The organism is Frankia gtarii, assembly GCF_025403375.1.
GTDB classification, from domain to species: Bacteria; Actinomycetota; Actinomycetes; order Frankiales; family Frankiaceae; genus Frankia; species Frankia gtarii.
Genome location: NZ_JAMPTM010000025.1, coordinates 1 through 26,615, shown reverse-complemented (window position 1 = coordinate 26,615; position 26,615 = coordinate 1). Strand labels below are relative to the sequence as shown.

The window sequence follows — 26,615 nt, the reverse complement described above, 5'->3', positions numbered from 1 at the left end:
GTGCGCCCGGCCCGCGACGCGGCGCCTCCTGCACAGCAACGCCGCAGCACATGCCAAAGCCGCGCGCACCGAACCCCGAGGCGGGATGATGCACGCGGCTATGTGCTTGGCATCGGGGACAGCGAACACCGTGTCGGGCGGGCCAGGTCTGGCACACCCGCTCGGCATCGCCGCCCGGTCGAGTCAGGCGGCGGGCGCCGCCACCAGCTCGACCACGTTCACGACGCGGCGACCACGTCGGTGGCCGAACTGCACGTGACCGGCCGACAGCGCGAACAGCGTGTCGTCCTTGCCACGCCCGACCAGCTCACCCGGGTGGAAGTGAGTGCCGCGCTGGCGAACGATGATCTCGCCGGCCTTGACCAACTGGCCGCCGAAACGCTTCACGCCCAACCGCTGAGCGTTGGAGTCCCGACCGTTGCGCGAGGAACTCGCGCCCTTCTTATGCGCCATCTCGCTCAGGCCTTCCCGGTCTCGATGCCGGTCACCTTGAGACGCGTCAGCTTCTGGCGGTGGCCCTGACGCTTGTGGTAGCCGGTCTTGTTCTTGAACTTGTGAATCCGGATCTTCGGACCCTTGACGACGCCGACCACCTCGGCGGTCACCGCGACGGACGCGAGCGCGCCGGCTTCGTGGGTGACCGAGTCGCCGTCGACGAGCAGGAGGGCCGGAAGGTTCACGGCCACGCCCGGCTCTCCGGGAAGGAGTTCGACGTCGACGACATCGCCGACGGCGACCCTGTGCTGCTTGCCGCCGCTGGCAACGACCGCGTACACCAGATCTCCCTGCTGTTGTTGAACCGCTGTGACCGCGCGGAACCCAGGTTCCCCGCGGAGCTTTGAATGCGCCCCCCGCCGCCATCGGCCACAGAGCAGCCGTCCGGCGACTCTTCCGGTGGGCCGGGCCCAGTCCGGATGAACGCGCGGACTCCACCCTACAGGTCATCGCCGCGGGGGTGCCGATCGGGAGCCGCACCGCCCTGTCCCCCGCGCACGGGCCATATTCCCGGATGACCCGGACGGGCCATGGCGAAGCACGCCGAGGAAGGGGAAGCATGGAACGTCCGCAAGGCGCAGTTCCACGATAGATCGTGAGGCTTCGACGCCGGAGGCCACGTCACGTCGGGGGCGATGAGGCGCATTCGGGGGTGATGAGGATGGTCTGGCAGCTACTCGTCTGGACCGCAGGCGCCGGGACAGCTGTGGCTCTCGCCGTCGCCTGCCGCCCGGCGGCCGAGGCGGCCCGCCGCCACGGTTCAATTCCTGGCACGGTGCCGGCCGCGGCCGGTGCGCTGGCAGCGCTGGTGGTGGTTGGTCTCGCCCTCACGGCGTTCGCCGGCGTGCCGCCCTGGGCGGGTGCCTGCTGGCTGCTGGGAACCGCCCTGGCGGCGGGATGGATCGCGCTGCGGCGCCGGGATCCGGCGGCCTGGGGAGTGCCGGCGCAGCCGGCGGGTGAGGACCCGGGGCCGGACTGCTCGCCGCGCCAGCGGATGAGTCCGGACCTCGCCGATCAGGATGATCTTGTCCAGTCGCTGACGATCGCTTCGTACGCGCTGCAGATGGGCGACGCGGGGCGCGCCCACCAGGCGGTCGAGGTCGCTCTGTCCCGCTCGCGGGCCACCCTGGATCTGCTGATGCGGGAGAACCCCGGCCGCGGCTTCATCCGCCCCGGGCCGGCAACGCCCCAGAGCCCGGCAGGTCCGACCGCCGCCTGAGGCTGGTACGCCTCCGGCGCAGGCCGGTCGCCCCGCCCGCCCGGGAGGATCCGAGGGGAAGGGCGACCGACAGGGCTCAGATGTTCAGCCGTTCGTCAGGTGGCGGTGGACTCGGCCGACGGCGGCACGGACTCCAGCGAATCGGCCGGCTTCGAAACCGGACGGGACGCCCGGCGCCGGCGGCTCCGGACGGGCTTGCCGGCGGTCGCGCCGCCGTCGACGGTGGCGAGGCTGTCCGGATCGTCGGAGTTCGCGTAGACGGGCGGTGTCGTAGCCCCGCCTCCGGTCGTCGACGCGAGGGTCACCGTCGTGTCGCCCCCGGCGTCCGTCGCGGGGACGTGGCGGCCGTTGCCGTTCACTGCCGTGATCGACGTGGAAGCGGCGTCCACCACCGCGACCGCGGATTCCGACGGCGAGTCCGGCGCGCTGCCGGCATCGCCTGCCGTCGGGCCGGTGACGTCGTTGTCCGTCGAGGCCGGCGGGGCTATGCCGGCTTCCGTCGCGGTGCCGCCGGCTGCCTCGATGGCCGCAGCGGGAGCGCCGACCGAGGCGGACGCGACAAGTGAGGGTCCGCCGGCGGCGCGGGTGGCGGCGCCGCGCGAGCGCCGACCCGACCCCGATCCCGATCCGGAACCGGAACCGATCGCAGCCGGTTCGGCCTGGCCGGCGCCGAACCCACCGGAGACGGCCGAGACGGCCGAGGCGGCCCCCGAGTGGGCATGGCCGCCGCTGCCGTTGAGGTGGATGAGCACGCCGCGGCCGTTGCAGTGCACGCACGACTCGCTGTACGCCTCCAGCAGGCCCTGACCCACCCGCTTACGGGTCATCTGGACCAGGCCGAGGCTCGTCACCTCCGCGACCTGGTGCCGCGTGCGGTCACGACCGAGGCACTCGGTGAGCCGGCGCAGGACCAGCTCCCGGTTGCTCTCCAGGACCATGTCGATGAAGTCGATGACGATGATCCCGCCGATGTCCCGCAGCCGCAGCTGGCGGACGATCTCCTCGGCGGCCTCCAGGTTGTTCTTGGTGACGGTCTCCTCGAGGTTGCCGCCCTTGCCGGTGAACTTGCCGGTGTTGACGTCGATGACCGTCATCGCCTCGGTGCGGTCGATGACCAGCGATCCGCCCGACGGCAGCCAGACCTTGCGGTCGAGCGCCTTGGCGAGCTGCTCGTCCACCCGGTAGTCGACGAAGACGTCGCCGGTTCCCGTGTAACGGCGGATACGCGGGCGCAGGTCGGGGGCGACGGCGTCGATGTACTCCTCGATCGTCGCGGCCTCGCCGGAGCCCTGGACGACCAGCTCGGTGAAGTCCTCGTTGAAGATGTCGCGGATCACCCGCACGACGAGGTCCGGCTCGCCGTAGAGCAGGGACGGCGCCGACGCCTTCTTGGCACGGCGCTGGATGTCCTCCCACTGCGCCGCGAGCCGCTCGACGTCGCGCTCGAGCTCGGCCTCGCTGGCGCCCTCGGCGGCGGTGCGCACGATGACGCCGCCGTCCTCGGGCGTGATCTTCTTCAGGATGCTCTTGAGCCGCGCGCGCTCGGTGTCGGGCAGCTTGCGACTGATGCCGGCGTTCTGACCGTCCGGCACATACACGAGGTAGCGACCCGGCAGGCTGATCTGGCTGGTGAGCCGGGCGCCCTTGTGCCCGATCGGGTCCTTGGAGACCTGGACCAGAACCGACTGCCCCGACTTGAGTACCTGTTCGATCTTACGGGGACGGCCGTCGAGCCCGGAGGCGTCGTAGTTGACCTCGCCGGCGTACAGGACGGCGTTGCGTCCCTTGCCGATGTCGACGAACGCCGCCTCCATGCTGGCCAGCACGTTCTGCACCCGGCCGAGGTAGACGTTGCCCGCGTACGACGCGGAGCTCGCGCGGGTGACGAAGTGCTCGACGAGCACACCGTCCTCGAGGACGGCGATCTGGGTGCGGTCACCTGCGTGGCGCACGATCATCCGACGCTCGACCGCCTCGCGGCGGGCGAGGAACTCGGCCTCGGTGACGATCGGCGGGCGGCGCCGGCCGCTGTCCCGACCCTCACGGCGCCGCTGGCGCTTGGCTTCCAGCCGGGTCGAACCGCTCAGGCCCCGGACCAGATCCTCGTCGCGGCGGACCTCCCGCACGTGCACGACGGTGTTCGGCGGGTCGTCGACCACCCCCGGCTCGTCGCCACCGGTACGCCGACGCCGACGCCGACGCCGACGCGAACCGCCCGCGCGATCGTCCTCGTCCTCGTCGTCGCCGTCGCCGTCATCGGCGCGGTCCGCCGCCTCACCGCCGTCCGCCGCGGCCGGCTCCGCCGCACCGCTGCGCCCGGGACGATCGGTGGCGTCCGCGACCACGCGCGGGCCTTCGTCGGTCTCGCCGGCGCCGTCCTCGGCGTCGGTCTCGGTGCCGTCCTCGTCTCCACGGGCCCGGCCACGGCCGCGGCGGCCACGACGGCGGCGCCGGGTGGAACCCGACCCGCCACCCTGGTCGTCCTCGTCGAACTCCCCGTCCTCGTCGGCGGCGGCAAGTTCCTCGGCTGCGGTGTCGGCGTCGACGTCGATGTCGATGTCGATGTCGACGACCTCGTCGGCGGCCTCCGGCTCGACGGGCGGACCGGCGGCGTCGGTGGGCGCCGGGACGGCGGTGGACCCTGTCTCCTCCGCGGTGCCGGCGCGGCGCCAGCGCGGCTCGGCGGCCGCCGGCTCCGGCGCCTGGAAGGTCACCATCGCCACCGGGCGGCGGGCCGCTGGGCGGGATACGGGCTCGGCGGCCGGTTCGTCGCCGATGCCGGCCCAGGTCGGGGCGGTGGCCCGCCGGGTCCTCGTCCGGGAGCGGGTGCCGCCCGCCGCCGATTCGGCGGCGGGCGGTACGACCTGGGTTTGCTCACCTTCGACGGTCACGGAACCGAATGGGGCGCTCGCGGCGGCCGGCTTGTCGACGAAGGCCGGGTCCCCAAAGACAGCCGGGTCGGCAGCGGCAGGCGACTCGATACCGGCCCGCGGCTCAGCGACCGCGGACGGCCCGGCGACGGGGGTCGAGGGAGCCTCACCGGCTGACCCCTCGCTTCCCCGGGCCGGGCTGGCGGGAGCGTCTACCACCGGCGCGGAGCCGGACGCGGCCTTGGCGGGCGCGGGCTCGGCGGACGCGGGCTCGGCGGACGCGGCCGTCGCGCGACGCCTCGTGGTCCGGGTACGGGTAGCGCGAGGCGGGGTGGCCTCGCCGCCCCCGACCTCGACGGGCGCGGCGGAGGTCGCCGCCGGTTCGACGACGGACGGCTCGCCGGCCGGCAGCTCGCCGGCCGAGGGTACGGCTGGTGGCGTCACGGGGCCGGAGGTGGCCCGGCGCGAACGGGTCCGCTTGGGCTTCGGCGCGTCCTCGACGGGCGGCGCCGCGGCCTCGCCGGCCGGCGCTGTTGCGGCGGGCGGGAACGACGGGGACGGGGACTCGGTGGTGGCGTCCGCGGCGACGGGCGGGGTGCCGGCGGTGGCGGTCGACCCTGCCGCTGCCGTGTCGGCGCCGCTCAAGGGCTCGGCAGAGGCCGGGACCTCCGCCGCGGCGACGTCACGGACGGCGCGACGGCTGCGGGTCGTCCGGGTACGCCGGGCCGGCGCCGGGGACTCGGCGCCCCCGGCCGCGCCGTCGCCGCTGGTCGTAGCGGCATCGGTGGTCGTAGCGGCATCGGTGGTCGTAGCGGGATGCGCGGCCCCCGCGGATGGCGCGACGGCCTCGACAGCGGGCGGGGCGGCTCCGGAAGCGGCCGATCCGGCCGGCTCCGCGACCTGCGACGCGGCTGGCTCGGCCGTGGCCGCACCGCCCGCCTTCGCCCTAGTCGCACGGGTACGCGTGGTGGGGCTGGTCCTCGTCCGCCGCCGGGTGGTTGCCGGCGCTTCGGCTGACAGCGGCTCTCCTGCCGGGGCAACACTGTCGCCGGCAACGGGCGCGGACCCCGGGGAATCGGCGGTGTCGCTGGTCACGCTCGGGGCGGCGATTGCCGCGGCGCCGTCGGGAGTGGACCCGCCCGGGTGCTCGGAGGGCGGGCCGGCGGCCCGTCCTGCGGCCCTGCGCCGACGCGGCGCGGGGCGGGTGGCTTCGGATTCGGTCTGGGTGGTCAGGTCATCGTCGGGCACGGGTTAAGAAGCCTCTCGGGCTCCCGGGCGCGCTGCCTGGTGCAGTCGCGGCCGCGCAAGAGCCAATGTCTCGGTCCGGCTCGGTTGCTGCCGGGAAAGCCTGCGACGCCCTGCATCACGCTGATGATCGACCTGCTAGCCGGCCAGCGTCGTTGCGGTCCGGCGCTAGCGGGTCCGCCAGCGTCCCATCATCGCGCAGTCGGCCCTGCTCCAGCCGGGTTGGCTCGGGCGGCACCGACGGGCGCAGACCGGCTACCACGCCAAGGGCGGTCAGCACGTCGTCTGGTCGCACAGCGGGCGTCGTGTGCCGCACGACCAACTCCAGTATCGCACACGTGTCGTTCCCCGCACGACAAACGGCCAAGACAATGGCGGCACGCACATCGAACCGGCGCCGACCGTCCTTGGTCGCCCGCTCGACCTGGACGACCTCGTGCCGCAACAGCTCGGTCACCGCGTCGCGCAACTCGGGTTCCGCGACCCCCGGTAGCCGCACGACCCACCGGGAGGCATCGATCCGCTCCGCGAGCCCGATCCCCTCGGCTACCACGACGCCCACCACGTCCAGCCCGGGCGGCAACGCCGCGTCCAGGTCGGCCTGCAGCCGCGCCGGCTCCACCTCTACAGCCAGCGCCAGCTCCACGTACTCGGCCTCACTGGCGGCCCCGGTGGGCGCGGCGCCCACCCAGGAGATCCGGGGATGCGGGCTGAAGCCCGCCGAGTACGCCATCGGCACCGCCGCCCGGCGCAGCCCCCGCTCGAACGTGCGAGCGACGTCCCGATGTGACAGGAATCTCAGCCGCCCCCGCTTCGCGAAGCGCAGCCGGACCCGTTGGACGACCGGCGGGGGCGGCGGCCCCTCAGGCCGGCGTGCCACTGCTCACCGCCGCCGGGCGGAGCCGGGAGCCGGCGGCCGGCCCGTCCTCGACGCCGCCGGGTACGGCCTCGATATCGACGCCGTCAACGCCATCGACGGACACCGCAGCGGCGGTGACCACCGGCGAACCCGCCGACACGCTCACCACCGGCAGCAACGACCGGCCGGTCGGGCCGATCTGGGTATCGGTCCCCATCGTCGGGCAGACACCGCAGTCGTAGCAGGGGGTCCAGCGGCAGTCGTCGAGCTCGGTGCCGCGCAGCGCCTCCTGCCAGTCGGCCCAGAGCCAGTCCCGGTCGAGGCCCGCGTCGAGATGGTCCCAGGCCAGCACCTCGCGCTCGTCGCGCTCGCGGGTCGTGAACCAGTCGAGGGAGACCCCGAGCGGTTCGAGCTCGGCGGCGCACGCCGACTCCCAGCGCTCGAACGAGAAGTGCTCGCTCCAGCCGTCGAAGCGGCCGCCTTCGCGCCAGACCCGCTCGATCACGGCGCCGACGCGGCGGTCACCGCGGGCCAGCAGGCCCTCGATGATGCCGGGACGGCCATCGTGGTAGCGGAACCCGACGGCGCGAGCGATCTCCTTGTCGGCCCGTACGGTGTCGCGCAGCAGCTTCAGCCGCGCGTCGGTCACCTCGTGCGACGCCTGGCCCACCCATTGGAACGGGGTGTGCGGCTTCGGGACGAAGCCGCCGATCGACACCGTGCAGCGGATGTCGCGGTGGCCACTGGCGCGACGGCCGGCCCGGATCACCTCCCGGGCGAGGTCGGCGATCTCCAGCACGTCCTGGTCGGTCTCGGTCGGCAGCCCACACATGAAGTAGAGCTTCACCTGGCGCCAGCCGTGGGCGTAGGCGGTGCTGACGGTGCGCACCAGGTCCTCGGCGCCGACCATCTTGTTGATGACCTTGCGCAGCCGCTCGGAACCGCCCTCCGGGGCGAACGTCAGCCCGCTGCGCCGCCCGTTGCGGGAGAACTCGTTCGCGAGGGTGACGTTGAACGCGTCCACCCGCGTCGAGGGCAGGCTCAGCGAGACCTTCTCGTTCTCGTACCTGTCGGCGAGACCGGTCGCGATCTCGCCGATCTCGGTGTGGTCGGCGCTGGACAGCGACAACAGGCCGACCTCGGAGAAACCGGTGGCCCGCAGACCCGCGTCGACCATCGCGCCGACAGTCTCGATGTTCCGCTCCCGCACCGGCCTGGTGATCATCCCGGCCTGGCAGAACCGGCAGCCCCGGGTGCAGCCGCGGAAGATCTCCACGCTCAGACGCTCGTGCACCGTCTCGGCCAGCGGGACCAGCGGGGCCTTCGGATACGGCCAGGCGTCAAGGTCGGACAGCGTGTGCTTACTCGGCCGGGTCGGGACGTCGTCGCGGTTGGCGGTGACCGCCTGGATGCGGCCGTCGGGCCGGTAGGTGACGTCGTAGAACGCCGGCACGTAGACCAGCCGGCGGCGGGCAAGCCGGCCCAGCAGCTCGGTGCGCCCACCGGGGGCACCGGCCGCCTTCCACCCGCGGATCACCTCGGTGATGCCGAGGACGGCCTGCTCGCCATCACCGAGCACCACGGCGTCGACGAACCCGGCGATGGGCTCCGGGTTGAACGCGGCGTGCCCACCCGCGACCACCAGCGGGTCGGACTCGCCGCGGCGCTCGGCCTGCAGGGGGATCCCGGCGAGGTCGAGCGCGGTGAGCAGGTTGGTGTAGCCGAGCTCGGTGGAGAAGCTGACGCCGAGCACGTCGAAGTCGCGGACCGACCGGTGCCCGTCCACCGTGAACTGCGGCAGGCCGTGCTCGCGCAGCAGCGCCTCCAGGTCGGGCCACACCGAGTAGGTCCGCTCGGCGAGCACGTCCGGCTGCTCGTTGAGGATCTCGTAGAGGATCTGCAGCCCCTGGTTGGGCAGGCCGACCTCGTAGGCGTCCGGATACATCAGAGCCCAGCGCACTACGGCGGCGTCCCAGGGTTTGACGATGGAGTTCCCCTCGCCGCCGACATACTGCACGGGCCTTCGCACCCGCGGGAGCAGCGGCTCCAGGCGAGCGAACAGCGACTGTCCGGACATGCAGGCGAGCCTACGGCACGGCGGCAACCCCATCACGGGCCCGCGCGATCGCCGGACCTCTCCTACCCCGACGGCTACGAAGCGTAAGGGTCGGAGCGCGCGCGTAGGCGGACGTTCTGCAGCAGGCCGACGGCGATCATGTTGGCGAACATCGACGAGCCGCCGTAGGACAGGAACGGCAGCGGCAGGCCGGTGACCGGCATGATCCCCAGACACATCCCGATGTTGACGAACGACTGGAAGGTGAACCAACAGACCACGCCCGTGGCGATGAGCGCGCCGAAGGAGTCCTGGGAGCCGAAGCCGATCGACAACGCCCGCCACAGCACCACGCCGAGCAGCACGATGATCCCACCGGCGCCGAGATACCCCAGCTCCTCGCCGGCCACGCTGAACACGAAGTCGGTCTGCTGCTCGGGGACGAACTGCCCCTGGGTCTGCTGGCCGTGCAGCAGACCGCGGCCGGTCACGCCGCCGTTGGCAATCGCGATCATGGCCTGGGCGACGTTGTAGCCGGTGCCGGAGGCGGCCTTGTTCTCGGAGACGAACGAGGTGAGCCGGGCCTCCTGGTACGGCTGGAGCAGGTGGAACTGCAGGATCGCGCCGCCGAAGAGCACCCCGCACAGGATCAGCCCCAGCACCCAGCGCCGCGGCGCCCCGCTGACCGCCAGCATGCCGAGGGTGGTGAAGACCAGCACCATCACCGTGCCGAAGTCCGGCTGGAGCATGATCAGTGCGATCGGGACGACGGTCAGCCCGAGGACGAGCAGCACGTCGCCGTGGCCGGGGGCGCTGCGCCGGATCCCGGTGTGGCGGTCCTCGTGCTTCTCCCCGAGGATCATCGCCGCGCCGACGACCAGCGCCACCTTGGCGAATTCCGACGGCTGGAGCTGGAAGCCGGCCGGCAGCACGATCCACGAGTGCGCACCGTTGATCGTCGACCCGAACAGCAGCACCGCGACGAGCCCGACGAGCGAGCCGAGGTAGACGAACGGCGCGTAGGCGCGCAGCACCCGGTAGTCGACGAGGGTCGCGATCGCGCCGAGCACCAGCCCGATGGCGAGGTTCAGAAGATGCCGCTTGAGGAACGTCTGCGGATCACTGCCGGCCTCGCCGAAACGCTGGCGGGTCGCCGACCACACCAGCAACGCGCCCACGACGGACAGGCCGATGACGCACAGCTGCAGCGTCCAGTCGAGCCGTCGCAGCGGCGAATGGCGCCCCGAGGCGCGGTCCCGCAGCTGCCCGATCCGCCCCCGCACGGGTACCGGGGACGACCGCAGCGCGGTCGGTCCCGCATCCTGGGTCACAACGCCTCCTCCCAAAGATCGCCCGGTCGCCCACGCGCGCCCGGGACCACACCCCACCCCGCGCCGCGCCGGGTGGCCCGGCGGGGCAGGTCACGGACGCGCGAGGCCCGCGGGCGGCGCTCGGCTCGCCGCCGACGTCAGGACGCCGACGGCGGCGGGCTTCCCCGCGCTCCCGGGCGGCGGGTGCCGGGCGGCCGGGCGGGTCGCACCGATCGTCACGGTGGGGCCGGCGCGGACGGAGTCGGCGGTCGTCGACAGCGCGGGCAGCACTGCGAGCGGAGCGCCGGCCGACGGTCCGGCGACGGGCCCCGGCCCCGGGGCGGACGCCGGTGTCGCCACGACGGTCCCCACCGACGCGAACGGGTCCGAGGCGGACGTCGCCGCGATCGTCCCATCCCGGTTGATCTTCGGCAGGGTGGTCGGGGCCTTGCCGCCCGGCATCGCCGCCGGCTGGCCGACGCCGTAGATGGCCTGGTAGATCCGCTTGGCGACTGGGGCGGCGTACTCGGCGCCGGTGCCGGAGTCCGGGATCGTCACCACGACGGCGAACCGCGGGTCATCGGCCGGGGCGAAGGAGGCGAACCAGGAGGTGTCGCCCTTGCCCTCAACCTCGGCGGTGCCGGTCTTGGCCGCGATCGGGACGATGTTGCTCGGCCAGTCCCCGAAGACGCCGGTCGCCGTGCCTCCGGCCTCGCTGGTGACGCCGCGCAGGCCGGCGCGGATGTAGGCGAGGTTCTCCGGGGAGACCGGCAGCGTCCCGGCCTTGCGCGGCTGGAAGGTCCGCACCACCCTGCCGTCCGGGGCGACCGCGGCCTTGGCCAGGCTGGGCTTCCACAGCGTGCCGCCGTTGGCGATCGCGGCGTAGGCGGTGGCCAGCTGCAGCGGGCTCAGCGACAGGTACTGGCCCTGGCCGATCGCGAACTGGGTGGCCGCGCCGGCGTTGTAGAGATAGCCGTCCACGCATGCCTCGGCGGCGTACTTGCGGAACCGCTCCGCCTTGGCCGGGTCGGACTCCTCCGGGTAGCCGTTCTTCGCCCGCCGGCAGTAGGAGTCCTTCAGCTCCTCCCAGATCGTCCGGGCGCCGGCGCGGTCGACGACGGACCCCTTGACCTCCCCGGGCAGGTCCAGGCCGGTGGCCTTGCCGAAGCCCATGGCCTCGGCCATCCGGACGAAGTACTCCTTCGGCGGCGCGTAGGGCCCGCGGCCGTTGCGCAGGCCGCCGTCGGCGAGCCACGAGTCGTAGGCGAACTGGTCGAAGATGACGTCGCAGGAGATGACGAGCGCCTGGTGCAGGGTGATCGGCCCGGCCGACTCGCCGTCGAAGTTGTGGAAGACCTGGTCGCCGATCTGCAGCGTCGGGGCGCAGTCGAAGTGCTGGTCGCCCTTGGCGCCCAGGTTCTGCATCGCGACGGCGGTGGAGATGACCTTGAAGGTCGAGCCGGCCGCGCCCGAGCCCTGGTAGGCGCGCGAGAGCAGGGGGATGCCGTTGGCGGGGTCGGACAGGGCCCGGTAGTCCTGCTCGGAGACGCCACCGACGAACACCGACGGGTTGTACGAGGGCAGGCTGGCCATCGCGACGACGCCGCCGGTGCGCACGTCGAGGACGACCGCCGACGCGGTCCGGTTGCCGCCGCCGAGCTGGTTGATCGTGTCCTGCAACGCCTGTTCGGTGGCCTGCTGGACGCCGAGATCGAGGTTGAGCACCAGATGATCGCCGCTGACCGGCGCGGTCGTCGACGCGGTGCCGGCGACCCGGCCGAAGCGGTCCACCTCCAGGCGCTCCACCCCGTCCGCGCCGCGCAGCTCGTCGTCGTAGGTGTTCTCCAGACCCGCGACGCCGATCAGGCTGTTGAGGTGGTAGCCCTTCTCGTCGCCCTGCTTGTCGAGCTGGTCCTGGGTGACCGGGGCGAGATAACCCAACTCGTGAGCGGCCAGGGAGCCGTGCGGGTACTCACGTACGGCCTGCAGGTCCGCGGACACACCCGGAAAGCGGTCCGGATGCTCGATGACGGCGAGCGCCTGCTGGGGGCTGACGTCCTTGGCGACCGGGACCGGCTGGTAGGGCGAGCCGTTCCAGCACGGCGGTTTCACCGTGGCGGTGCAGAACCTGATCCGCCGGGTCAGCTCGTCGGCCGGCGTGCCGATCACACCGGCGAGCCGGGCGAGCACCGCCCTGCCCTGGTCGTCCTGCCGGTCCGTCGCGGACCGGTTGACCGAGATGACCAGCGAGGTGCGGTTGCGGACCAGGGGCTGACCGCGATCGTCGAGAATCATCCCGCGGGTCGCGGGCGTCACCACCTCGCGCACCCGGTTCGTCTCGGCGACCCGGCGGTAGTGGTCACCGTCGAGGACCTGCAACACCCACAGCCGCGCACCCAGGGTCGCGAGCAACGACAGCACCAGCACACGCAGCAGCAGGACGCGGATCCGCATCCGATCGTTCACCTCGCGCCCCGCCGGAGGCGGCCGGACGACTGCCGGGGGCGGCCGGACAACCGCCGGGAGCCGGCGGTCAGCAACGGGAACACGAACGGGGCGAGCAGCACCGCGTAGACCCCGGCGACCAGGGCGCGGACGACGGCCTCACCGCCGGTCAGCGCCGCCGCACCGAAGATCGAGGTCGTCGCCGCGTATCCCAGGGTGCCCGCCACGCTGGCCCCGCCGATCGCCGCGAGGGGCACCACCACCGACCGATCCGCCGCATCCATCACCAGACCAACAGCGTAGCCGATCAGACACATAACGAGAGCAGACTGCCCGAGAACATGACTTGACGCCAGATCGGCCAACACCCCGACCACAAACCCACTGACCGCCCCGACCAGCGGACCTTCGATCAGGGAGATCGTCGCCAGCAGGACGAGCACGAGATCCAGCCGGCCGCCGGGAAGGCCCAGCCGGGCGACGATCGAGACCTGCCCGATGAAAGCGACCATCAGCAGCGCGGTCGCGGCGACGAAGGTGCGGACGCGCACGGTGTCCGACGAGTCGGCGATGTCCCACATACCGGCTCAGCCCGTCCCACCCTGGCCGGGGCGGGCCGGGCCGGGGGACGTGCCGGTGCCAGTGCCGGGCGTCTGGGTAGCCGGCGAGGTCGGCGCCGGCTGGATCGGCTGGGTCTGCGCAGGCTGGGTCGGCACCGGCTGCGGGGCCAGCAGACGGTCACCCGGGTCGGTCGCCGGCCGGCCGACGACCACGCCGACGAGGTCGAGCGTGCCGACCGACACGTACGGCTTGACCTCCGCCGTCCGGGACAGCCCGCCGACGTCGGTGACCTTGGTGATGACGCCGATCGGCACGCCGGCGACGTAGTCCATGCTGCCGAAGGTCACCAACCGGTCACCCTTCTGCACCCGAAAGGAGGCGTCGTACAGAGTGAAGGTCAACGTGCTCGGCCCCTGCCCTCCGGCCACGGCGCCGAGCAGCTGGGTGCGCTCCAGCCGGGCACCGACCCGACTGTTCGGATCGCAGGCGAGGCGGACGACGGCGGTGTGCGCCGTGGCCGAGGAGACCGTGCCGACGAGCCCGTCGGCATTGAGGACGGTCTTGTCGACGTCGACGCCGTCGTCCCGGCCGGCATTGATGGTGACGGTCCAGTCCGTGCCGGTCACGTCGCCGACCGCGATCACCTTGGCCGGGACGACGGAGTACTGGCCCTTGTCCGCGAGCAGCCTCAGGTCGCCGAGCTGCTTGGACATCCGGCCGATCTCGGCGTTGTCGGCGAGCTGGCGACGCAGCCCGGCGTTGTCCTGGGCCAGCCGGTCGGCGCGGTCGTGGTAACGGTTCGGGTGGGCCAACGACGAGACGGTCCGGCCGATCGGCCGGGTCACCGCGCTCACGCCGTTCTCGACGCCACCAAGGGCCGAGTGCACGACGCCCCGGGCTCCGCTGGCGGAGCGGCCGGTCTTGTAGTCCAGGGTGATCAAGGTGAAGGCGGCGATGAGCAGGGCTACGATCACCAGGCGGGATCGCCTCGTGTCACGCCCCACAGCAGCCTCCGATGACGCCAATGACGCCGGCCGCAGCCGGCCGCCGAGCGCGGTCCGTCGCTGACGTCGGACGATCCACATCGCCGCGACGTTCCCGGATCTGACACAAAATTCCCCAGCAGCGGGGATGGCCCGGACGGCGCCCGAGAGCGGGCGCGCCGGGGTTGCTACCGCGGCCCGCTACCGCCGCGGCTCCGAGATGAGTACCTGCTGAAGCGCCTCGAACTCCTCGACGCACTTGCCCGACCCCATCGCCACCGAGTGCAGCGGATTCTCGGCGATGTGGATTGGCATGCCGGTCTCGTGCCGCAGCCGCTCGTCGAGCCCGCGCAGCAGCGCACCGCCGCCGGTCAGGACGATGCCGCGGTCCATGATGTCGCCGGACAGCTCCGGCGGGCAGCGGTCCAGCGTCACCTTCACCGCGTCGATCACGGCGTTGACCGGCTCCTCGATCGCCTTGCGGATCTCCTCCGCGGTCACGACGATCGTCTTGGGCAGGCCGGTGATGAGGTCGCGCCCGCGGATCTCGGCGCTGGGCTCGTCGGGCACCTTGTGCGCCGAGCCGATCGCCATCTTGATCTCCTCGGCGGTGCGCTCGCCGAGCATCAGCGAGTACTCCTTCTTCACGTAGGAGATGATCGCGACGTCCAGCTCGTCGCCGGCGGTGCGGATCGACTGGCTGGTGACGATGCCTCCCAGCGAGATCACGGCGACCTCGGTGGTCCCGCCGCCGATGTCGACGACCATGTTGCCGGTCGGCTCGTGCACCGGCAGGCCGGCCCCGATCGCGGCGGCCATCGGCTCCTCGATGATGTACACCTTGCGGGCACCGGCCTGGTAGCCGGCGTCCTTGACGGCCCGCTGCTCCACCCCGGTGATCCCCGACGGCACGCAGACGACCAGCCGCGGCTTGGCGAAGTGGCGGCGCCGGTGCACCTTCTGGATGAAGTACCGCAGCATCCGCTCGGTCGTCTCGAAGTCGGCGATGACGCCGTCCTTCAACGGGCGCACGGCCACCACGTTCCCGGGGGTCCGGCCGATCATCCGCTTGGCGTCCGTGCCGACGGCGAGGATGCCCGAGGTGGTGGTGTTGATGGCGACCACGCTCGGCTCGTTGAGGACGATCCCGCGGCCCCGCACGTACACCAGGGTGTTGGCGGTACCGAGATCGACGGCCATGTCACGACCGAGGAACGACAGCGAACTGGACATCGTCGGGTACCGACCTTCCCGGGGGATGCGGTCCTGGCCGCCTCCGGCGCGGCCGACGGCACGGCCAGCCAGGGAGCCGGAGAAGCGCGTGGAACACGTACAGGGTTCGTAGATCGGGCAGGACGACCCGGAGCATCCCGCGCGGAAACGACCGCGGAAACCAACCGTCACAGTCGGTTACCGCGACCCGCCGGACACGCTCCAGGCAAGTACTTGAAGGGTAGACCGCCGGGCAGTGCCCCGCCGCCCCGGCCGGTCGAGGGGCGGCCCGTGTCACCCCTGGGTCAGATCGACCCAGCAGGCATCAACGGGTCACAGTCCAGGCACTCAACGGGCTTCAGCGAGGCCACGACGGTCGACGAGGGGCTCGACGCGGGCACGAAATAGCCGGCCGTGATCAGCAAAAACCGGTTCGCGGCACCGCGGACAAGAGCCTTCGGTGGCCCCGGCGCATCCGCGAACTCACCCGGAACCGGTGAGTGCACGGTGTGGTCCGATCCACCCGGGATCACGCCACGACCACACATCCGTGCCCGCGAGGACGCGTGCCCGACCGTCCACGCCCGAGCCCGAGAGCTCGAGCGAGGACGCCACGAGCCGCGCGGCTCAGCTCAGGCCGGGGAAGAACAGGTCGATTTCGCGCTTGGCGGACTCCGGCGAGTCCGAGCCGTGCACGAGGTTCTGGCCGATCTCCAGCGCGTAGTCGCCGCGCAGCGAGCCGGGGGCGGCCTTCACCGGGTCGGTGGCGCCGATCAGCCCACGCGAGGCCTCGACGGCCCGCGGCCCCTCGGCGACCAGAGCGACGAGCGGGCCGGAGGTGATGAACTCGACCAGCTCACCGAAGAAGGGCTTGCTGGCGTGCTCGCCGTAGTGCGTCTCGGCGACGGAGCGCTCCAGCGTGCGCAGCTCGAGGGCCACCAGGGTGAGCCCCTTGCGCTCCAGCCGGCCGACCACCTCACCGACGAGGCCACGGCTGACGCCATCGGGCTTGACCAGGATGAGGGTGCGCTCGGCGGACACGGTACTCCTTTTCGATCATTGACATCGTCGTCCCGACGGGCCCGCGGGCCCCTCGTCAACTTACAGGGTGCCCGTGCCATCACCATGGCCGAACCGGGCCACCTCAGGGCCGCAGCAACGCCCGCGCCCGACCCACAACGGGGGCCGAACCAGTCACCAGCACCCCGGCTCCGCCCAGGTCGGCGTCCTCCTCGGCGAGCCGGACCGCGTCGTCGACCGCGTCGTCGAGCCGGACGGCGACCTCGACCCGGTCGGCGCCGAACACGCCCGCCGCCACGGCCGCGAGGTCGTCGACGCCCAGCGCCGCCGCCGTCGCCCCGGTCGTGACGACCACCGTGCCGAGAACCGGTTCGAGCGCGGCCAGAATCCCGGCGGCGAGCGCCTCGTCGCCGTCGACGGCGACCACGCCGACGAGCACCTCGAAGGTGAACGCCTCCTCCAGCGCGGCCACGAGCGCCGCTGCGGCCACCGCGTCCTGGGCGACGTCGAGCACGATCGTCGGCGAGCGGCGCACGACCTCCAGCCGGCCCCGCGTATCCACCTGGGCGAGGCCCACCCGGACGAGGTCGATGTCGAGGGCGCTGCGACCGCCACCGAGGAACGCCTCGACGGCGGCGAGCGCGACGGCGGCGTCGTGTGCCTGATGGGCGCCGTGCAGTGGAAGGAAGAGTTCGTCGTAGGTACCACCGAGACCCTTCAGCGTGATCATCTGCCCGCCGACGGCGACGCGGCGCCCGACCACACCGAACTCCATGCCCTCGCGGGCCACCGTCGCGCCGGTGCCGGCGGCCCGCCGCAGCAGCGCCTGCGCGGCCGGCAGGGCCTGCTGGGCGAGCACGACGAGCGTGTCCGCCCGGATGGCAGAGCCGGTCCGCGCGACGATCCGGTCGAGCTCCGCCGCGGCGGCGTCGGGGTCCCCCGCGAGCACGGCGGCGTCGGCCGGGTCGAACGAGCTCACCTCTGCGGCGCCGTCCGCCCCGGTGACCATCACCGGGGTGATCGCGGCCACCGGCGCGTCGAGCAGGTCGGCCAGGTCACCGAGCTCCGGGGAGCCGTCCCAGCCCGACTCGACGACCGCCAGATCGACCGGGGCATCCGCGAACGCGGCGAAGGCCACCGCGGTGAGCAGCTCGAAGGCGCTCAGCGGGCCGTCGGACTCGATCAGCGGCAGGTACGGCGCGAGGTCGTCGTAGGCGGCGCCGAACACCTCGGACGAGATCTCCGCGCCGGCCAGCCCCACCCGCTGGGCGCTGCCGAGCCAGCCGGGCGAACGCAGGGAGCCCGCACGGATCCCGAACGCGTCAAGCAGCGCGGTGATGGCGGCGACGGTGGAGCTCTTCCCGACAGAACCCGCCACCACGATGCTGGGGAAGGCCCGCTGCGGCTGGCCGAGCAGGTCCAACAGGCGGCGCAGCCGCGCCAGCCCTGGGAGGACCGCGACGGCGGCCCGCTGCGCGTACGCGGCCGCGAACTGCGGAGGGCCCGCCCAGGCAGCATCGCCGGACGCGGAGGTCATGCCGGCCTTCGCCGAGGCGCCTGTCACGGCACGATCCTACGAGTCCAGACGACCGGCGTTCGCCGGTGCCCGCGCAAGCCCCGCCGACCTGCCCGCCTGACCACCGCCCAGCCGCCCGGCCGCCCGGCCGAGGAGTCCGGTTTGCATGGGTCGCTACTGTCGAGCGCGGGTGAAGGAGGCGGCAACAGCAGGTGACGTGGACCTACGAGGCGGCATGCGCCGCACTGGCCAGCTCGGTGGACCTGGAGAAGCAGGCGATCACGGCCGACCCGCCGGTGCCGAGTCTGGAGCGGATGCGGGAGCTGGCCCACCGGCTCGGCGACCCGCAACACGGCGCCGCGGTGATCCATCTGACCGGCACGAACGGGAAGACGTCGACGGCGCGGATCACCTCGGCCCTGCTCGGCGCCGCGGGGCTGCGGGTCGGCCAGTACACCAGCCCGCACCTGGAGCGGACGAACGAGCGGCTGGTCGTCGACGGCCGGCCGATCGACGACGGCGAGTTCGCCCGCTGCGTCGGCGCGGCGGTGGACGCGGCCGCGCCGATGGCGGACCGGCCGACCTTCTTCGAGCTGCTGACGGCCGCGGCGTTCCACTGGTTCGCCGATCGGGCCGTCGACGCCGCGGTCATCGAGGTCGGGCTGCTCGGCCGCTGGGACGCCACGAACATCGCCGACGGCCGGGTCGCCGTCGTCACGGGCATCGGCGCCGACCATCTGGACTACGCGGGGAGCCTGGCCGGGGTGGCCCGAGAGAAGGCCGGCATCGTCAAGCCCGGCGCCGACCTCGTGCTCGGCGAGGTCGACGCCCGCTTCGACGACGTCTTCACCCGGACGCCGGCGGCCCGGGTCCTGCGGCTGGGCCGGGACTTCGCCATGGTCGGCGGCCGCCCCGACCCGGCCGGTCGCCGCGGCGACCTGCGCACCCCCGCCGCCCGTTACGACGACGTCGGGCTGTCGCTGCACGGCGCCTACCAGGAGGCCAACGCCGCCTGCGCGCTGGCGTCGGTGGAGGCGTTCCTCGGCCGCCCGCTGCCCGAGGGGGCGGTCCGGGCCGGGCTCGGTTCGGTGCGGGCGCCCGGCCGGTTGGAGATCGTCGGGACGGCGCCGCTGCGCGTGCTCGACGGTGCCCACAATCCGGCGGCGGCGGCGGCGCTGACCCGTTCACTCGCCGAGGAGTTCCCCGGCCGGAGCTGGACGGTCGTCTACGGGGCGCTGCGCGGCCATGACTTCGCCGCCACTCTGGCAGAGCTGCGCGGCGAGCGGATCGACTCGCTGATCTGCTGCGAGCCGGCGTCCCCGCGGGCGATCCCGGCCGAGCAGGTCACCGAGGCGGCGCGGCGGTGGGCGATCCCCGCCGAGAGCGCTCCCGAGGTCGCGGCCGCGGTGCGACTCGCCCGGCGGCGGGCGGGGACGACCGGCGCGATCCTGGTGACCGGGTCCTTCTACCACCTCACCGAGGCGCGGCGGGCGCTGGGCGCGTAGTCGCCCGCCGATCCGGAGCCGGGGCGGGCCGGGGCGGGAGCTCTCGCCCCCGGCCCGGCCCGGCCCGGCTGCGGCCTCAGGCCGACTTCTCCTGGCGGGGCGCCCGCTTCGAGGCGACGTCCCGGGGCACCAGCGTGGGGTTGACGTGCTCCAGGACGACCTCGCGGGTGACGACGACCCGGGCGACGTCCTTACGGCTCGGGATGTCGTACATCACCGACAGCAGCACCTCTTCCATGATCGCCCGCAGGCCGCGGGCGCCGGTGCCGCGCAGGATCGCCTGGTCGGCGATCGCCTCCAGCGCGTCGGAGGTGAAGTCGAGATCGACGCTGTCCAGTTCGAACAGCCGCTTGTACTGCCGGACCAGGGCGTTCTTCGGCTCGGTCAGGATCCGGATCAGCGCCTCGCGGTCCAGGTTGGACACGCTGGTGATGACCGGCAGCCGGCCGATGAACTCCGGAATCATGCCGTATTTGAGCAGGTCCTCGGGCATGATGTCGCCGAAGACGTCGGAGGCGTCCGGGTCGTCCTTGCCGTGCAGCACGGCGCGGAAACCCAGCGACTTCTTGCCGATCCGCGACTCGATGATCCGGTCCAGCCCGGCGAAGGCCCCACCCACGATGAACAGGACGTTCGTCGTGTCGATCTGAATGAACTCCTGGTGCGGGTGCTTGCGACCGCCCTGCGGCGGCACGCTGGCGGTAGTGCCTTCCAGGATCTTCAGCAGGGCCTGCTGGACACCCTCGCCGGACACGTCTCGAGTGATGCTGGGATTCTCCGACTTACGGGCGATCTTGTCGACCTCGTCGATATAGATAATCCCGGTCTCGGCCTTTTTGACGTCATAGTCGGCAGCCTGGATCAGCTTGAGCAGAATGTTCTCGACGTCCTCGCCGACGTAGCCCGCCTCGGTCAGCGCGGTCGCGTCGGCGATGGCAAACGGGACGTTGAGCATCCGGGCCAGCGTCTGGGCCAGCAGCGTCTTGCCACACCCGGTCGGGCCGAGCAGCAGGATGTTGCTCTTCGCGAGCTCCACCTCGCCCTTGTTGGCCTCGGCGCCGCCGCCCCCGCCCGAACCGCCGGCCTGCACCCGCTTGTAGTGGTTGTAGACCGCGACGGAGAGGGTCTTCTTCGCCGCCTCCTGCCCCACCACGTAGCTGTCGAGGAACTCGTAGATCTCCCGCGGCTTGGGGAGCTCGTCCCACTTCAGCTCGGAGGACTCGGAGAGCTCCTCCTCGATGATCTCGTTACACAGATCGATGCACTCGTCACAGATGTAGACGCCAGGGCCGGCGATGAGCTTTTTCACCTGCTTCTGCGACTTACCGCAGAACGAGCACTTGAGCAGGTCACCGCCATCACCGATGCGTGCCACCGAGGACTCAGTCCCTTCGTCCAGACGATGGTGTCGCCTGCGTGTCAGGGGCGGTTGACACCGCCCGGTCGTCGCGTGTCTGCCTGCAACCATCCCCGTGGGGACGGTACCCCGCCAAGCGGCCCAGTGAGTGCCCTATCGCTCGGCTCATACCAGTCAGCCTACGGTCACCATGGCCGTCCTCGCGCGTCCGCGCGGTCCCATAAGGCCAACGCGTCACGGACATCGAGGAGCTGACCGCATTCGACCTGTCGGCGCGCCGCGCGAACCGGCCGCCGATCACCCCGCGCCACGGGCCGGCCTCGCGTGGCGTCGTGCCACGCGAGGCGTCGGCCGCGGGGTGCGCGTGCCGCCCGACCGGTGCCCCGCCGTGCTCCGGGCATCCGATGAGCGCTCGCGATCCGGTCACGCGCCCGCGACTCGTCGCTAGCGTGTGGTGGCGAGCCGCGAGGACTTGCGGGTCTTGATGACCTCGTCGATCAGGCCGTACTCCTTGGCCTCGTCGGCGCTGAAGATCTTGTCCCGCTCGATGTCCTTGCGGATGTCCTCCTCCTTCTTGCCGGTGTGAGTGGCAAGCATCCGCTCCAGCAGCGACCGCATCCGCAGGATCTCGCGGGCCTGGATCTCGATGTCGCTGGACTGGCCCTCCCCCGACGCCGACGGCTGGTGGATCAGGATCCGGCTGTTCTCCAGCGCGAAGCGCTTGCCCGGGGTCCCCGCCGCCAGCAGCACCGCCGCCGCCGACGCCGCCTGACCCATGCAGATCGTCGAGATGTCCGGCCGCACGAACTGCATCGTGTCGTAGATCGCCGTCAACGACGTGAACGACCCACCCGGCGAGTTGATGTAGATCGAGATGTCCCGGTCCGGATCCTCCGACTCCAGGAACAGCAGCTGCGCCATCACGTCGTTCGCCGACACATCGTCGATCTGAACGCCGAGGAAGACGATCCGCTCCTTGAGCAGCTTCGAGTACGGGTCCATGCCGTACTCGCCGCGGGAGGTCTTCTCGATGATGTTCGGTAGGACGTAGCGGCCCTGCGGCTGGGCGGCGGCCTGGCCGCCCTGCTCAGACCTCATCTGCTGGTAGAGCGTCTCGTGGAACATGATGGCTGCCTCCGGGAACGGATGACGACGGTTCGGTCCGGTGAGCGGGCTGCCCGCTCAGCTCACCGGCCCCTCGCTGGGAACCTGGCGGGCCTGCTGGACCACGTGATCGACGAACCCGTAGTCCTTGGCCTCGTCGGCGGTGAACCACCGGTCCCGGTCGGAGTCACGCTCGATCTGCTCGATCGGCTGCCCGGTGTGGAACGCGATGCGCTCCTGCATCATCCGCTTGGTGTAAAGCATCTGCTCCGCCTGAATGGCGATGTCGGAGGCGGTGCCTCCGATCCCGCCCGACGGCTGGTGCATCATGATCCGGGCGTGCGGCAACGAGTAGCGCTTACCCGGCGCACCGGCGCAGAGCAGGAACTGACCCATCGACGCGGCGAGGCCGAGCGACACGGTCGCGACATCGTTCTCGACGAACTGCATGGTGTCGTAGATCGCCATGCCGGCGCTCACGGACCCACCCGGCGAGTTGATGTAGAGGAAGATGTCCCGGGTCGGGTCCTCCGCGTTGAGCAGCAGCAGCTGCGCGCACAGCGCGTTGGCGATCGAATCCTCGACCACCGATCCGAGGAAGACGATCCGGTTGGCCAGCAGGCGGTTGAACACCTGGTCGTCGAAGGCGGGTCCACCCTGGCCGGGCGAACGGAACTCCGGACCCGGAACTGGCAGGCGCGGAACTGCGAGGTTACTCACGGTCAGCTCCTCGGCTTCCTCACATGGGGCGGCTGATTGACCGGCTCGACACTATCTGTGACGCGCGCAAGTTCTCGCCCTTCAGGCTCGATGTTCGCGCTGGGCGTGAGGACCGGCCAGTCCGGACGCCCTCGCGACGCCGCTGCGCCGGCCCCCCGACGACGGCGCGCCACAACGCCAGACGGCCCCCGGAGCGAGTCCGGGGGCCGTCTGGCGGGCTGACAGACCGCACGGCGCGAGCCGCGCCACCGCCTGCCGCGAGGTCAGATGTCGCGGTCCACGCCTTCGCTCGCCGCGGTCGCTGCCTGGGCCGGCTCCGCCGCAACCTCGTCCTCGGCGTCGTCGTCCTCGGCGCCACCCTCGTGATCATGGTCGCCGTGGTCGTGACCGGCGTGGTCGTGACCGGCGTGGTCGTCGTCGGCCTCGTCGTCATCCGGAGCCGGACGGGCCGGGAGCACCAGCTCCACCGGGGTGCCCTCCCCGTCGACGACCTTGGCGTTCTCCAGCAGCAGGAACAGCGCCTTGGTCCGCAGAACGTCGGCCATCAGCGCCTGCAGCCCCTCGCCCTGGGCGAGCTGCTGGGCGTAGACGTCGGGCTGCAGACCCGAACGCTGGGCCCGCATGATCACCTGCTCCATGAGCTCACCCTGGTCGATGCCGATCGACTCGGCGTCGATGACCGCGTCCAGGATGAACTGGGAACGGATCGCCTTGCCCGCCGTCTCGCGGACCTCGGCGTCGAACTCCTCGGCGGACTGGCCAAGCGTCTCCAGGTAGGTCGCCCGGTCGGTGCCGATGTTCTCCAGCTCGTGGGACAGCCGGTGCTCCCGGGCCTCGATCTCGCCCTCGAGCAGGGAGGCCGGGACGGGCACCTCGACCCGCTCCAGCAGGCTCTCCAGCAGCTTCTCCCGGGCCTGCCCGACCTGCTCGGTGCGCCGCGACTGCTCCAGCCGGCTGCGCACGTCGGCGCGCAGCTCGTCCAGCGTGTCGAACTCGCTGGACGTGGTCGCGAAGTCGTCGTCGAGGGCGGGGAGCTCCTTCTCCTTGACCCCGCGCACCGTCGCGGTCACCTCGGCCTGCTCACCGGCCTGCTCGCCGGCCAGCAGCGCCGTGGTGAACGTGCGGGACTCGCCGTCGGCGGCCCCGACGATCGCATCGTCCAGGCCCTCGATGAGGTTGCCGCTGCCGACCTCATAGGACAGCCCGGTGGCCTCGGCGCCCTCGATCGGCTTGCCGTCGGCCTGCGCGGACAGGTCGAGCGAGACGAAGTCGCCCGTCTGCACCGCCCGCTCGACCGGCTGGAGCTGCGCGAACCGATCCCGCAGCGCGCCGAGCTGCTCCTCGACCTGCTCGTCGGTGACCTCGACGGCGTCCACCGTGACCTGCAGATCGGAGAACTCTGGCAGCACCACCTCGGGACGGACGTCCACCTCGGCGGTGAACACGAGCTGGCCGCCGTCGGCGAACTCGGTGATGTCCACCTCGGGGCGCGACAGCACGTCGACCTCCTCGGCCTGCACAGCCTCGGAGTAGAGCTGCGGCAGCGCCTCCTGGACCGCCTCGTCCAGGATCACGCCGCGACCAAGGCGCTGGTCGAGGATCCGCGGCGGGACCTTGCCCGGCCGGAAGCCGGAGACGCGGACCTGGCGAGCGAGCTTGCGGTAGGTGGCATCGAGCGAGGGCTTGAGCTCGTCGAAGGGCACCTCGACGGTGAGCTTGACCCGGGTCGGGCTGAGGGTCTCCTTGGTGGCCTTCACGGCGCGGCGGTCTCCTGGTACGACGTTGGACGGGGTGACACGCCGAGGCTATCGGTCGGGGCGGGGAGACTCGAACTCCCGATCTCCTGCACCCAAAGCAGGCGCGCTAGCCACTACGCTACGCCCCGAGGCGTTGCCTGCTCATCCTACGGGGTAAGCTCGCCTCGATCACCCGCGGGTGTAGCTCAATGGCAGAGCCCCAGCCTTCCAAGCTGGCCATGCCGGTTCGATCCCGGTCACCCGCTCTCTATGCCGTCCAGCCCGGCAGCCCTCGACGCCGCCGCGGCCCGGTGGCCCTCGTTGGCTTGGGGCCGATGCGACGGGCCTCGAAAAATCACCCGCACACGGGCACAAATCACCCGCACACGGGCGCCCGCGTGCGGGGCGGTCCACCCGCACCCCCATCAGACCGACGCCGGACCATGCCGGCATCCCCGGCCGGAGCCGGCGTCGCGACCGGGTCGGCCCGCGCGCGTCGACATGCCCAGATGGCATGCCCGCCGGCATGTCGCGTGGCCGGAGCTCACCGACTTCACGGACGCCGAGCTCATCGCGGTGGTGCAGGATAAATCGGACGCTGCGCCCTGTGGGAGAACCATGTAGGCGTTCTCCCACGCATCCACCGCCGCACGATCGGTCGCATGGCCCGGATCTTTCGTATCGTGGCCGGCTGTGATCGTGGGTTGCCCTACCGCCCTTGTCGATGTTGGGTTTTGCCGCTCGGTCCGGGTGTGGCCGTGGCGGACGAGCCCGCCGTTGCGCGGGATGGGCGCCCGGCCCATGTCCCGGGTGGTCGTCTGTCCTGGTTGGCCGGGGTGGAGGTCCGTGTCCCGGAGGCTGTCCGGGAACGGGCAGCGCGCAACGGGTGACTTCCTGGGCGGCGGGCAGGGTCCAAGACGGTCCAGGGATGGTGCGCGGCCAGGTGCAAGACGGGTGGTGCGGTCGCGGCGGCACCCCGACAGACGATCATCGGCGTGAAAGCCCGGGGTTGACCAGGCCAGCCGGCACCGCACGGCCACCCGTCTACCAGCCCGGTTCCCGGCCAGAATGCGATCAGATCGCGCCGAGGCTTACGTACGGTTCCATAGCCGAAAACCGCAACCAAGCCTCGGCACGATTCCGCGCACGACTGATCGCAGAGAGATGGGAAGGATGCCGCCGCCGGTGAGGTGCACCGAATCCCGCGCCACTGCGCCCGAATTCACGGACACCTTGCCGCAGCCGCGAGCCCAGGCCGAGGGCGTGCCCCGGACACCGTCGCGATGGTGCCGGCCGTCAACACCGACGACCGGCACCATCGCCGGCAGATCGCCAGGGTGCGGTCAGCCCACCGTCAGCACGATGGGCTGAGCCGCCGACCGGAGCAACCGGTGCAATGGCTCAGTCACCAGTTCCAGCCATCGTCCTTCCACCTGTCCTTGCGCTTGTCACCGAACCAGTCGTCGTCGAACCAGTCGTCCTTGTGCTTGCCGTCCTTCCGCCAGTCGTCCTTGCCCCAGTCATCCTTACGCCAGTCGTCCTTGTGCTTGTCATCCTTACGCCAGTCGTCCTTGCCCCAGTCGTCCTTGTGCTTGTCATCCTTACGCCAGTCGTCCTTGCCCCAGTCGTCCTTGCGCTTGTCATCCTTACGCCAGTCGTCCTTACGCCAGTCGTCCTTGCCCCAGTCGTCCTTGCGCCAGTCGTCCTTGCGCCAGTCGTCCTTGCCCCAGTCGTCGCCGCCCCATTTCTGGGCCTGCTTGACCGTGTCCCCGCCGTCGGACGCCCAGGCGCTCGAAGCCGCTGGCCCCAGCGCGACGAAAATGGTCGCCATGCTCGACAACGCGACCACTGCCGCCCGGGTCCTCATTGATCTCCGCACAGTTCTCCCCTACGGTTCTCGGAAAAGCAACAAACCAAGGTCGCTGGAAAGCGTATCCGGCCTGTCGCGGACCGCAAATCCTGCCGCTCACCCTGGGTTTTATTCACGTTTCATACCGCGTTCTCGCATGCTCTCCACAGATAACCGGAGAATAACCGTAGAATGATCGGAAGCGATTTCTACGGGTCGGCCCCGCGGCGCATTGCCGCGTCCGGCGGTGCGCGCACCGGAGGGCGACGCGGCGATCCGCCGGGAATCGGCCGGCCTGCCCGGTCTCACCGACGACGGTCGGCGGCCGGTGCGCGGCATCCCGGCCCGTGCAGGTGCACCCACCCCTCTGGCTACGTAAAGTAATCACCGGATGGCCGAGGGGGTCTGGATGCGCAGCACCGACACAAGCCGCCCGCCGGCGCCAGGCCTTCGCCGGCCGCCTCGCCGCCGCGTCGCCGGGCCGGCCGGTCTCCTGCTCCTGGCCGCGACCTGTCTGGTCGGCGCCTGCTCAGGTGGTCGGACCGCCCCGGCG

The 26,615-nt window shown here is 71.8% G+C and carries 19 protein-coding genes and 2 tRNA genes; 3 read left to right on the top strand and 18 right to left on the bottom strand.

Annotated features, from left to right (window positions below):
* Nucleotides 1-183 precede the first annotated feature (183 nt).
* Both rpmA and rplU read right to left on the bottom strand, forming a co-directional pair.
* On the bottom strand, nt 184-453 hold the full coding sequence (rpmA, locus tag NBZ83_RS06600; RefSeq protein ID WP_136446670.1) for a 50S ribosomal protein L27: 270 nt from the start codon (nt 451-453) through the stop codon (nt 184-186).
* Nucleotides 454-458: 5 nt separating this feature from the next.
* Nucleotides 459-776: a 50S ribosomal protein L21 gene (gene rplU / locus NBZ83_RS06595; RefSeq protein WP_261567602.1), complete on the bottom strand. Its 318-nt coding sequence runs from the start codon at nt 774-776 to the stop codon at nt 459-461.
* A 380-nt stretch (nt 777-1,156) separates the two neighbouring features.
* Between rplU and NBZ83_RS06590 the strand changes: the two genes are divergently transcribed.
* Nucleotides 1,157-1,714 (top strand): MFS transporter, encoded by a 558-nt coding sequence (locus NBZ83_RS06590; RefSeq protein WP_261567601.1) that lies wholly within the window; start codon nt 1,157-1,159, stop codon nt 1,712-1,714.
* Between the two features lie 95 nt (nt 1,715-1,809).
* On the opposite strand, the gene NBZ83_RS06585 is transcribed toward NBZ83_RS06590, so the two are convergent.
* From NBZ83_RS06585 to NBZ83_RS06540, 10 genes are all read right to left on the bottom strand, one after another.
* On the bottom strand, nt 1,810-5,832 hold the full coding sequence (locus NBZ83_RS06585; protein ID WP_261574539.1) for an Rne/Rng family ribonuclease: 4,023 nt from the start codon (nt 5,830-5,832) through the stop codon (nt 1,810-1,812).
* A 115-nt stretch (nt 5,833-5,947) separates the two neighbouring features.
* Nucleotides 5,948-6,709, bottom strand: a complete 762-nt coding sequence (locus NBZ83_RS06580) for a TIGR03936 family radical SAM-associated protein (protein WP_261567599.1) — start codon at nt 6,707-6,709, stop codon at nt 5,948-5,950.
* On the bottom strand, nt 6,693-8,765 hold the full coding sequence (locus NBZ83_RS06575) for a TIGR03960 family B12-binding radical SAM protein (RefSeq protein WP_261567598.1): 2,073 nt from the start codon (nt 8,763-8,765) through the stop codon (nt 6,693-6,695). The genes NBZ83_RS06580 and NBZ83_RS06575 overlap by 17 nt, the downstream gene beginning before the upstream one ends.
* Before the next feature lie 74 nt (nt 8,766-8,839).
* Nucleotides 8,840-10,075, bottom strand: a complete 1,236-nt coding sequence (rodA, locus tag NBZ83_RS06570; RefSeq protein WP_261567597.1) for a rod shape-determining protein RodA — start codon at nt 10,073-10,075, stop codon at nt 8,840-8,842.
* Between the two features lie 90 nt (nt 10,076-10,165).
* Nucleotides 10,166-12,520 (bottom strand): penicillin-binding protein 2, encoded by a 2,355-nt coding sequence (gene mrdA / locus NBZ83_RS06565; RefSeq protein ID WP_261574538.1) that lies wholly within the window; start codon nt 12,518-12,520, stop codon nt 10,166-10,168.
* The gene (gene mreD / locus NBZ83_RS06560; RefSeq protein WP_261574537.1) at nt 12,517-13,080 is read right to left on the bottom strand and encodes a rod shape-determining protein MreD; all 564 of its coding nucleotides are present in this window, start codon (nt 13,078-13,080) and stop codon (nt 12,517-12,519) included. The genes mrdA and mreD overlap by 4 nt, the downstream gene beginning before the upstream one ends.
* Before the next feature lie 6 nt (nt 13,081-13,086).
* Complete coding sequence (mreC, locus tag NBZ83_RS06555) at nt 13,087-14,064, bottom strand: rod shape-determining protein MreC (protein ID WP_261574536.1); 978 nt, start codon at nt 14,062-14,064, stop codon at nt 13,087-13,089.
* Between the two features lie 180 nt (nt 14,065-14,244).
* Entirely contained in the window at nt 14,245-15,276 is a 1,032-nt protein-coding gene (locus tag NBZ83_RS06550; protein ID WP_261567593.1) for a rod shape-determining protein, read from the bottom strand.
* 606 nt (nt 15,277-15,882) lie between these two features.
* Nucleotides 15,883-16,296, bottom strand: a complete 414-nt coding sequence (gene ndk / locus NBZ83_RS06545) for a nucleoside-diphosphate kinase (RefSeq protein ID WP_136447282.1) — start codon at nt 16,294-16,296, stop codon at nt 15,883-15,885.
* A 103-nt stretch (nt 16,297-16,399) separates the two neighbouring features.
* A complete protein-coding gene (locus NBZ83_RS06540; RefSeq protein WP_261567592.1) occupies nt 16,400-17,839 on the bottom strand; it encodes a folylpolyglutamate synthase/dihydrofolate synthase family protein in 1,440 nt (479 codons plus the stop codon).
* Between the two features lie 164 nt (nt 17,840-18,003).
* Here NBZ83_RS06540 and NBZ83_RS06535 point away from each other — a divergent pair, with 164 nt between their 5' ends.
* Nucleotides 18,004-19,296: a bifunctional folylpolyglutamate synthase/dihydrofolate synthase gene (locus tag NBZ83_RS06535; protein WP_261567591.1), complete on the top strand. Its 1,293-nt coding sequence runs from the start codon at nt 18,004-18,006 to the stop codon at nt 19,294-19,296.
* A 76-nt stretch (nt 19,297-19,372) separates the two neighbouring features.
* Here NBZ83_RS06535 and clpX read toward each other — a convergent pair whose 3' ends face one another.
* From clpX to NBZ83_RS06510, 5 genes are all read right to left on the bottom strand, one after another.
* Nucleotides 19,373-20,671: an ATP-dependent Clp protease ATP-binding subunit ClpX gene (gene clpX, locus NBZ83_RS06530; RefSeq protein ID WP_261567590.1), complete on the bottom strand. Its 1,299-nt coding sequence runs from the start codon at nt 20,669-20,671 to the stop codon at nt 19,373-19,375.
* A gap of 426 nt (nt 20,672-21,097) precedes the next feature.
* On the bottom strand, nt 21,098-21,751 hold the full coding sequence (locus NBZ83_RS06525; RefSeq protein ID WP_261567613.1) for an ATP-dependent Clp protease proteolytic subunit: 654 nt from the start codon (nt 21,749-21,751) through the stop codon (nt 21,098-21,100).
* 84 nt (nt 21,752-21,835) lie between these two features.
* Entirely contained in the window at nt 21,836-22,477 is a 642-nt protein-coding gene (locus tag NBZ83_RS06520; RefSeq protein ID WP_308203329.1) for an ATP-dependent Clp protease proteolytic subunit, read from the bottom strand.
* Nucleotides 22,478-22,740: 263 nt separating this feature from the next.
* Nucleotides 22,741-24,234 (bottom strand): trigger factor, encoded by a 1,494-nt coding sequence (gene tig, locus NBZ83_RS06515; protein ID WP_261574535.1) that lies wholly within the window; start codon nt 24,232-24,234, stop codon nt 22,741-22,743.
* 55 nt (nt 24,235-24,289) lie between these two features.
* Nucleotides 24,290-24,362: transfer RNA gene (locus tag NBZ83_RS06510), tRNA-Pro, on the bottom strand.
* Between the two features lie 46 nt (nt 24,363-24,408).
* Here NBZ83_RS06510 and NBZ83_RS06505 point away from each other — a divergent pair.
* Nucleotides 24,409-24,479 (top strand) — tRNA-Gly (locus tag NBZ83_RS06505).
* Between the two features lie 1,139 nt (nt 24,480-25,618).
* Here NBZ83_RS06505 and NBZ83_RS06500 read toward each other — a convergent pair.
* Nucleotides 25,619-26,062 carry a peptidylprolyl isomerase gene (locus NBZ83_RS06500; protein ID WP_261567588.1) on the bottom strand — a complete coding sequence of 148 codons (444 nt, stop codon included), beginning with the start codon at nt 26,060-26,062 and terminating at the stop codon, nt 25,619-25,621.
* Between the last annotated feature and the right edge of the window lie 553 nt (nt 26,063-26,615).